This window comes from Ruminococcus champanellensis 18P13 = JCM 17042 (assembly GCF_000210095.1).
Lineage (GTDB): Bacteria > Bacillota > Clostridia > Oscillospirales > Ruminococcaceae > Ruminococcus_F > Ruminococcus_F champanellensis.
On record NC_021039.1, the window covers coordinates 1,404 to 9,527 of the forward strand.

General features: G+C 51.4%; 4 protein-coding genes and 1 tRNA gene. 1 reads left to right on the forward strand and 4 read right to left on the reverse strand.

The window, feature by feature from the left end; genetic code table 11:
• From RUM_RS12785 to RUM_RS00030, 3 genes are all read right to left on the reverse strand, one after another.
• On the reverse strand, positions 1-412 hold a 412-nt coding region (locus tag RUM_RS12785), incomplete at its 3' end, for a hypothetical protein (protein ID WP_041326164.1).
• Between the two features lie 225 nt (positions 413-637).
• Positions 638-713: transfer RNA gene (locus RUM_RS00025), tRNA-Lys, on the reverse strand.
• A 162-nt stretch (positions 714-875) separates the two neighbouring features.
• Complete coding sequence (locus RUM_RS00030; RefSeq protein ID WP_015557203.1) at positions 876-1,895, reverse strand: dockerin type I repeat-containing protein; 1,020 nt, start codon at positions 1,893-1,895, stop codon at positions 876-878.
• Positions 1,896-2,718: 823 nt separating this feature from the next.
• Between RUM_RS00030 and RUM_RS13000 the strand changes: the two genes are divergently transcribed.
• Entirely contained in the window at positions 2,719-5,661 is a 2,943-nt protein-coding gene (locus tag RUM_RS13000) for a rhamnogalacturonan lyase family protein (protein ID WP_015557204.1), read from the forward strand.
• A gap of 87 nt (positions 5,662-5,748) precedes the next feature.
• Here the strand turns inward: RUM_RS13000 and RUM_RS00040 are convergent, their stop codons facing one another.
• Complete coding sequence (locus RUM_RS00040; RefSeq protein WP_015557205.1) at positions 5,749-7,980, reverse strand: diguanylate cyclase domain-containing protein; 2,232 nt, start codon at positions 7,978-7,980, stop codon at positions 5,749-5,751.
• Positions 7,981-8,124: the final 144 nt, after the last annotated feature.

Sequence of the window (8,124 nt, forward strand, 5' to 3'; positions counted from 1 at the left end):
CCTTGACATATTCATAGTTCGGCGAGTAATCTCCCCAAAACACCGAGTCGCCGTCTGCGTTCTGCTTCCATGTGCAGAACATGAAGCCGTTCTTTTCGTTGTAGGTCGCCGCCAACACGGTATCTCCGAAGGCGGCAAGCTGTCTGTAATCGGAGACGCCGTCGGCTTTCATCTGCGGTGCGTGCTCGTAGAGACCGACATATTCTCGCACCGTAGAGATCTCATCCTGAATATCTGCAATTTTACTGCGGTATTCATCCGAGAGATTTTTGTCGGCATTGCTTAGAAATTGACCGTTGTATTTTATCCGGCATAGGGGGATGCCGTCCGAGGAAACCTCCAGCCATTCGTTGCCGTCCATCTTGGTGTCGTACCGAGCCTTGAGGCGCTTGGCTAATTCTTTCTGTAGCATATCTGATTTCTCCTTTTTTGAGGGTAATAAAAAAGCAGATAGATTTTGATTTCTATCTGCCTTGCGTATCATTATTCGGTTGTGTGAGAGTTCAAAACCTCTTACAAAGGGAAAATACCTTTTTTATATCTACAAAATCGTTTGCTGAAATTTCGCCGTATAAATGGCGAAAACCCCGATAAAATCGGGGTTTTCTTTGGCTACATCTTTTTTGTAGCCTCTTTATGGTGAGACATGAGGGATTCGAACCCTCGACCCTACGCTTAAAAGGCGTATGCTCTACCGACTGAGCTAATGTCTCACATGAGTTACATTATAACAAAGTTTTTTGGATCTGTCAAGCTATTTTGAAAAGAAAGTGCAGAATTTTTGGGACGCCTCTGTGTTCAAACAGAAAAGAAACCGCCGATGTGCTGCAAACACATCGGCGGTTAGCACTATTGGAAAATGCTGTGTGGCAGAATTAATCCAGATTTGCCAGTTGTCGCAGCAGAACGGATACGTCCGACATGGTAACACTGCCGTCCTTGTCCAGATCACCATTGTCAATACCGGTGCTGGTGATCTCAATCTCTTGATCTTCAGCAATAAACCGGGCAAGCAGGACAGTGTCCGCAATATCAATGCTGCAGTCCAGATTGATATCTCCGTCTACTGCCAGGCTGTTTGTGCCCAGTACAGAATTCGTGATGCTTTCGGGACAGAGATATTCCGGCTGAAGGTTATAGGCTTCATACAGATCTGCTGCGAGCGCAAATTCTGTTTCAAAGGCGCATGTCTCTTTCGGCGTGATTTGATAATAATAGTCATGCTTTACAACTGTCCAATCCAGTCCTTTGGCACGCAGGTAATCCTCAACTGCGGTCCAAGACACATCGGTATCACTGTGATAGGTTAGCCCGCTTTCGCTTCGGAGCTTCTGTACCTCATAGTAACGTGCGGTCTGTCCCCAAGAATAAAACTCGGAGATAAGTCCGGCTTTTGCAAGATCACGCATGAGAGCGTCGGCAGTCTCAGCAGAGCTGACTTCTGTTTGCAAATTCTGTAATTCATAAGTGCCCTCGGGGGCAAAAGGATCCACAATCCGATACAGGTATGCATCGGATTCAGAGGAATATTTACCGCACGCAAGATTCGGGTAGTATTGCTTGATGATTTCCACCGCCTGATAGTATGCATTAAGGCCTGGTCGCAGCGTAAAGCGAAGCTGATTTTCGTTGATGTATGCCACATAAAAGGAACTGCATGCAGTGTCACTGGAATTTTCCTTTGCCAACACCTTGTAGTGATCCTGTGCGCCATAAGACTTCCCGACCCAAGCCATCATGCCTTTGTCGTCCAGCTGCTGCATATTGCTGAATACATCGCTGTCAGTGGTACCCCAGCAATAGGGTAGATCTGCTGCCTGCACGCTGACTGCCAAATTCGCCATGGCAGCAACGGTGATTCCAAAGGATAACATCTGAGCGAACTTCTTTTTCATATAAAACAACTCCTTTCAAACTCGTTATTTTTTCATCTCTACTAATTCTATTGTATATCAAAATCGGGAAAAGTCAAGTAAAATTTGTGAAGATCTCTGATTATTTCTAATTTGCATGTATACAAAAGTAATCATCAATCAAACCAAGTGTCCCAATGCTCGAACGGTTCAACGGAAATGCTTTGTATCATGAATTGTTCAACTGCGTCTCTCAATAGATGCACGTCCATCGTCTCCAAAAAGGGGAAAACCCCGATTCTGGTGAAATCGGGGCTTTGTTAAATATGGGAAAAGAATGTCGGCGAGGCAAATCAGGAGTCCGGGTATTTCCGGACAATGTCCAATGCATGCAATGGTGAAACGGCATCATCGGACAGCATGTGAATGAGCATTTTACCAGCGTTTCGTTGGCAGAACAATCTATCACCAGAATCAAGTCATTGGATGCAGTGCAGATATCATAGGTATAGGCGGTTGAGCCATCCAGTTGAATTTGCCTGGTATGCTATCTATACCGCATGCCATGACTTCCTCCTCTTTACCATGTAAAATAATAGTAAAATCATTTTATCGCCTTCACACATATAAACGAATTTCAGAAGGCAAATGGGTCATGTTTAAACAAAAAAATAGCTGAAAATATCTGTTCCCCTGCAATTCTTCGTTTTTCGACTTTTCTGTAGCATGAAATATGGCACAATTGTGCATAAAAATACCCCAATTGTGAATTGAAAATGTACAAATGATGTGTTACAATGATAGCATGCCCAAAGAAGGCATAGCTGCAACAGAAAACAAGCAGACACAATAGGGGGATGAATGTATGAAAAAAATCGGTTCCTTGCTTCTGGCAGGAGCGCTGGGTCTGAACCTGGCAGCGATGGGTATGAGCCATAGAGTGCCCACCGCCGCTGCCGCAGACAAAAGCTGTGTGGTGGAGAACCTGGATCGGGGCATTTGCGCCATCAATACCGGTTCCGGCATGCTGGTGAACTGGCGGTTCCTTGCCAACGATCCGGACGATGCAGTGTTCCGGCTGTACCGGGGCAATACCCTGGTGTACACCAGCGATGCGGGCGATGCCACCAGCTATCTGGACAAGGGCGGCAGCGCCAGCGATACTTATCGGGTGGAAATGCTTTCCGGCGGAACGGTGCAGACCAATGATACCTGTAAGCTGACCTCCAACACCAATTATTTTCAGCTGAATCTGGATCCGCCCACCAGCAGCGGCTGTACTTACTCGCCCAATGACTGCTCTGTGGGCGATGCAGATGGCGACGGGCAGTATGAGATCTTTCTGAAGTGGGATCCTTCCAACTCCCAGGACAACTCCAAGGGCGGCAAAACAGACAAGGTGTATATCGACTGCATCAAGCTGGATGGCACCCGGCTTTGGCGGATCGATCTGGGTTGGAACATCCGTGCCGGAGCTCATTACACCCAGATGCTGGTGGCGGATTACGATCTGGACGGCATTGCCGAGTTGGTATGCAAAACCTCCGACGGCACAGTGGACGGCACCGGCAAGGTGATCGGGGACGGTTCCAAGGTATACCGGAATTCCAAGGGCTATATCCTGACGGGGCCGGAATATCTGACCCTGTTTGACGGCAAGACCGGTGCGGCTTTGGATACCATCAATTACAACCCGGGGCGGGGCACGGTTTCAGCCTGGGGAGATAAATACGGCAACCGGGTGGATCGGTTCCTGGGTGCGGTGATGTACCTGGACGGGGAACGTCCCAGCGCAGTCACTGTCCGGGGCTATTATACCCGGATGACGGCCTGCGCTTATGACGTGGTGGACAAGAAGCTGAAACAGCGCTGGTATTTTGATACGGGCAACTCCTCCTCTGCGCAGGGGTATGGGGACGGCAACCACAACTGTATGCCTGCGGATGTGGATGGTGACGGCAAGCAGGAGCTGATCCTGGGTGCTACCTGTCTGGATGATGACGGGAAGGTGCTGTGGTGCACCAATAAGGGACATGGAGATGCGCTGCACGTGGGCGATCTGCTTCCCAACCGTCCCGGCATCGAGGTTTGGGTTTGCCATGAGGATAAGCCCTACGGGGTATCCCTGCTGGACGGCAAAACCGGTCAGACCATTTTCCATGTGGATGGCAGCAGTGATACCGGCAGATGCTGTGCGGACAACGTTTGGGCAGGCAATGACGGTGCGGAATTCTGGGGACTTGGCAATGACGTATTCAACGGCAGCGGTACCAAGCTTTCTATGCGTCGTCCGGCGATCAATTTCCTGAGTTATTGGGACGGGGATCTGGAGCGTGAGATCCTGGACGGCTATACGGATTCCCCTGCAACCATCAGCAAGGTCAAGACGGACGGCACGCTGACCACCCTTCTGACGACGGACGGATACTATACCTGCAACACCACCAAGGGCACACCCTGTCTGTCAGCGGATCTGTTCGGGGACTGGCGGGAAGAACTGATCGTCCGGGCAAGTGACGGCAAGTCCATCCGGATTTACTGCACGCCCTATGATACGGACTATCGGATCACCACGCTGATGCATGATGTACAATACAGAACCCAGGTGGCAGGGCAGAATATCGCCTACAACCAGCCGCCCCACCCCAGCTTCTATCTTGGCTCGGATCAGCCTCTGCCGGCAAGACCCACAGTGACCGTATTGGGCGGCACACCGGTGGTGCCCGGCAAGACCGGCGCAGTCATCGACACTACCCACACCTACCGGATCCGCAATGTGAACAGTAGTTTGTGCCTGGAGGTGGCTGATGGTACAGCAGCCAACGGCACCAACGTGCAGCAGGGCAACGGCACGGCAAACGGCTGGCAGTTCCGGGATGGAGGAGATGGCTATTACTATCTCTATTCCCGGGTCGGGGACGGAAATACCTATCTGCTGGATCTGGACTACGGCAAGACGGACAATGGCACCAATATCGGCATTTACAGCAATACCCACAGCGATGCCCAGCTGTTCAAGCTGGTGGACAACGGGGACGGCAGCTATACCATTACCACCAAGGCTACTAAGGACGCAAGCTGTATCGGCGTGACTGGCGGCTCCACGGACAATGGCGCCAATGTGGTACAGTGGGCATGTGACGGCAGCGATAATCAAAAGTGGACATTGGAGATCGTTGTGGATCCCATGAACGGCACTCTGTTCCGGGATGTACAGGTGCTGGATACAGCGCATTATCAGAACTGGAAGCTGGGAACCAATACCGGTGTCGGCAGTCTGCTGTTCGGCGACCGGGACGTGGTGTATGCGGCATTGCCGGAACAGCTGCAGGGAGCGGAAGCGCTGCTGACTGCCTGTGATTCCAAGAATGTGGACACAGATCTGGCAACCTTTACTGCCGGTGCGGACATGACTGTGTATGTGCTGTTGGATTCCAGAGTCGCAATCGTACCAGCATGGCTTTCTACCTGGAGCAAAACAGAACTGACCGCAGCCAATGATAAGGATGTATCCTTTGTATTGTACAGCCGGGATGCGGCTGCCGGGGAGAAGATCACCCTGGGTACCAATGGTCAGTCTGCCGGCTGTGTCAACTATACGGTTCTGGCTGTGGAGCAGGTCAAGTCCATCCAGGGGGATGTAAACGGAGACGGCAGCGTGTCCATTTCCGATGCAGTGCTGCTGCAAAAGCACCTGATCCGTCGGTCAGCTCTGGCGGCAGACCAGGCAGTACGGGCGGATTTGAACGGAGATGGTGTAGTGAACGCATTTGATCTGGTTCTGCTGCGCAGACTGCTTGCAAAGTAAAGCTAAGGCAACACTCCGCAATCTTTGTGCAGTGTTGCCTTAAAAAAGAAATAGTCCGGAGGATAATTCCTTCCGGACTGTTTTTCGTTATGCTTGGCGTTTTTTCCGTCGATAATCCGTGGGCGTGATGCCCACGATCTTCTTGAACTGATGCATGAAATGTACATAATTATCATAGCCGCTTTTCTCCGCAATCACAGCAATGCTCTGATCCGTCTGCGCCAGCAGCTTTTTGGCATGGGCAATGCGGCTGTTGATTACATCCTGGGTGAAGCTGATGCCGAAGCAGCGGGTGTACAGCTTCTGAAAATACCCCCGGCTCAGGATCATTTCCTTGCACATGGCGTCAATGCTCCAGTTGTAGGCAGGGGTGGCGTAGATCTTCTCCCGTAGCTTGGAAAACTCTGCATAATAGGGGGAGCTGCGCTCCGTGCGGCGCTGGAGCTTGTTTTGCTCCATCTGATTCAATGCAATCTGCACCAAGGAATCCGGTCCGCTCTGGGGCGGGATCCGTCCGCAGAAAAAACCCAGACTGGCAGTGATTTTCGGCACCTGGGTATTGCTGTGGTTGTAATGCTCCAGGTAGCTGTTGAGGGCATTGGTGAACCGGGTCTCCGCATCGGCATCGTATTCACCGCTGCCCACCACTGCAAACTGATCTCCGGACAGCCGGGCACAGCGTTCATTGCTGGTAAAGGTGTTGGTCAGGGCGTTGGAAAAGACAATGATGGCATTGTCCCCCTCCAGATGCCCATAGGTATCGTTGATCTGCCGCAGATCATCTATGTTGGCGATCATGACCAGCAGGGACAGTTCCTGATCCCGTGCCCGGTTATACTGCTGCTGCAACGCCTGGCGGAATCCCTCCTGGTTATAAATTCCGGTGAGGGAATCCCGGATGGCGGATAAATGCACCCGGTTGTACATGCTTTTGAGAAAATTCTGTACCCGGATAAATTCAATGGCAGTGCTGATGGTGGCGTTCCACCGACAGTAGATCTCATCGTAGCAGTCCGGCGTGCTGCCGTAGGAGATCACAGAGTAGCCGAAGAACCGGTCGTTGTGATGCAGGGGCGTAAAGTAATAGGCTCTTGGCTCCTCCCGTTCTTCCACCAGTGCCGGAAGCATATCCTTTGCCGGAAAGCTGTAATCCCGCAGATCTCCGGATGCCCCCACCACTGCCTTGATGGTGATATTCTCCGGGAATCCGGTTTTCCGGTAAGCAGTTGGCTCAGCCACATCGCAGCTGCCAGCCCAGTCCTCGCACAGGCACAGGTAATATTCCTTGTAATCCCGGATCATATACAGGTGGCTGTACACCTGGTTCATGCAGGTGTCGATGGTTTCCGCCAGCGTCAGAGACACAGCCATGTTGCTGTTTTTGTACAGACCTTCATAGTTGGCAATTTTCTTGTGGTATGCCATTTCCTGTGCCAGGTGCTGGAGGTCGTCTCCGCAGCCGCAGCTTCTTCCGGTAACAATGCTGGCGGTAGGGGACTGCACATTGGTACACTGTTTCCCCGTCAGCAGGGTATAGAGCCGACTGACTGCGCAGACCCCAAGTTCATAGTTTGCCCGGATGAAGGAGGTCATGGACAGCAGATTTTCCTGGCATTCCGGTGTAGCGTCATAGCCGCTGATGGCAACCTGTTCCGGGATCTGGATCCCATGATTGGTGAGATAATTGCAAAGGGCAATGGCCATGGCATCGTTGGCACAGACAATGGCCTGGGGCATGGGGATTTCCTTGTTCACCAGCCGGGCACCAAGCTGCTCCCCGGAGGAGGACCAGAAGTCCCCGTAGAATACGGCCTCCTGCCGATAGGGAATCCCGTGGGTTTCCAGTGCCTGACGATAGCCTGTGACCCGCTGCTCTGCCAGAGGGTTTCCCTGGAATCCGGTGAGACAGTAAATATCCGTCATGCCATGCACCGTGATAAAATGCTCCGTCAGCTGCCGGAAGGCGGAGCAGTCGTCCGTCAGCACATAGGGCAGGGTGTCGCTGGGTTCATCCAGCAGAACGATGGGTATCTGGCAATTCTGCCGCAGCTCAGCATCCAGCTTCTCCTGCAGATGCGCATTCCGGATGGTACTGCGGGCATACAGCAGCCCATCAAACTTCTTGTAGTTGATCAGAGCAAAAATATTATGCTCGGAGGTCTGGTGTGCACAGTCGTAATAGTAATTGGTCAGACAGGAAAATACCGCCACATCCCAATTCAGACTGTACGCCTGGGTAATGATCCCCTTGAGCATGCGCTGTTGATAGACGCTTTCGCTCTCATTCATGATAACCGCAATTCTTTTTCTTTCTTGCATTCCGATCCCCTTCGATTGATTTCATGAATCCTGCACAAGTTTACTTATACGTTAATCATACCAAAAAAAGAGGGGAAAGTCAATTGCAGCAGTCGGAAAACAAAAGATTCCCCGAAAGACACACGTCCTTCGGGGAGTTGTTTA

Bases quoted from the DNA above. Each gene is read 5' to 3' on its own strand.
- RUM_RS00030 (WP_015557203.1), bottom strand. From the start codon at position 1,895: ATGAAAAAGAAGTTCGCTCAGATGTTATCCTTTGGAATCACCGTTGCT.
- RUM_RS13000 (WP_015557204.1), top strand. From the start codon at position 2,719: ATGAAAAAAATCGGTTCCTTGCTTCTGGCAGGAGCGCTGGGTCTGAAC.
- RUM_RS00040 (WP_015557205.1), bottom strand. From the start codon at position 7,980: ATGCAAGAAAGAAAAAGAATTGCGGTTATCATGAATGAGAGCGAAAGC.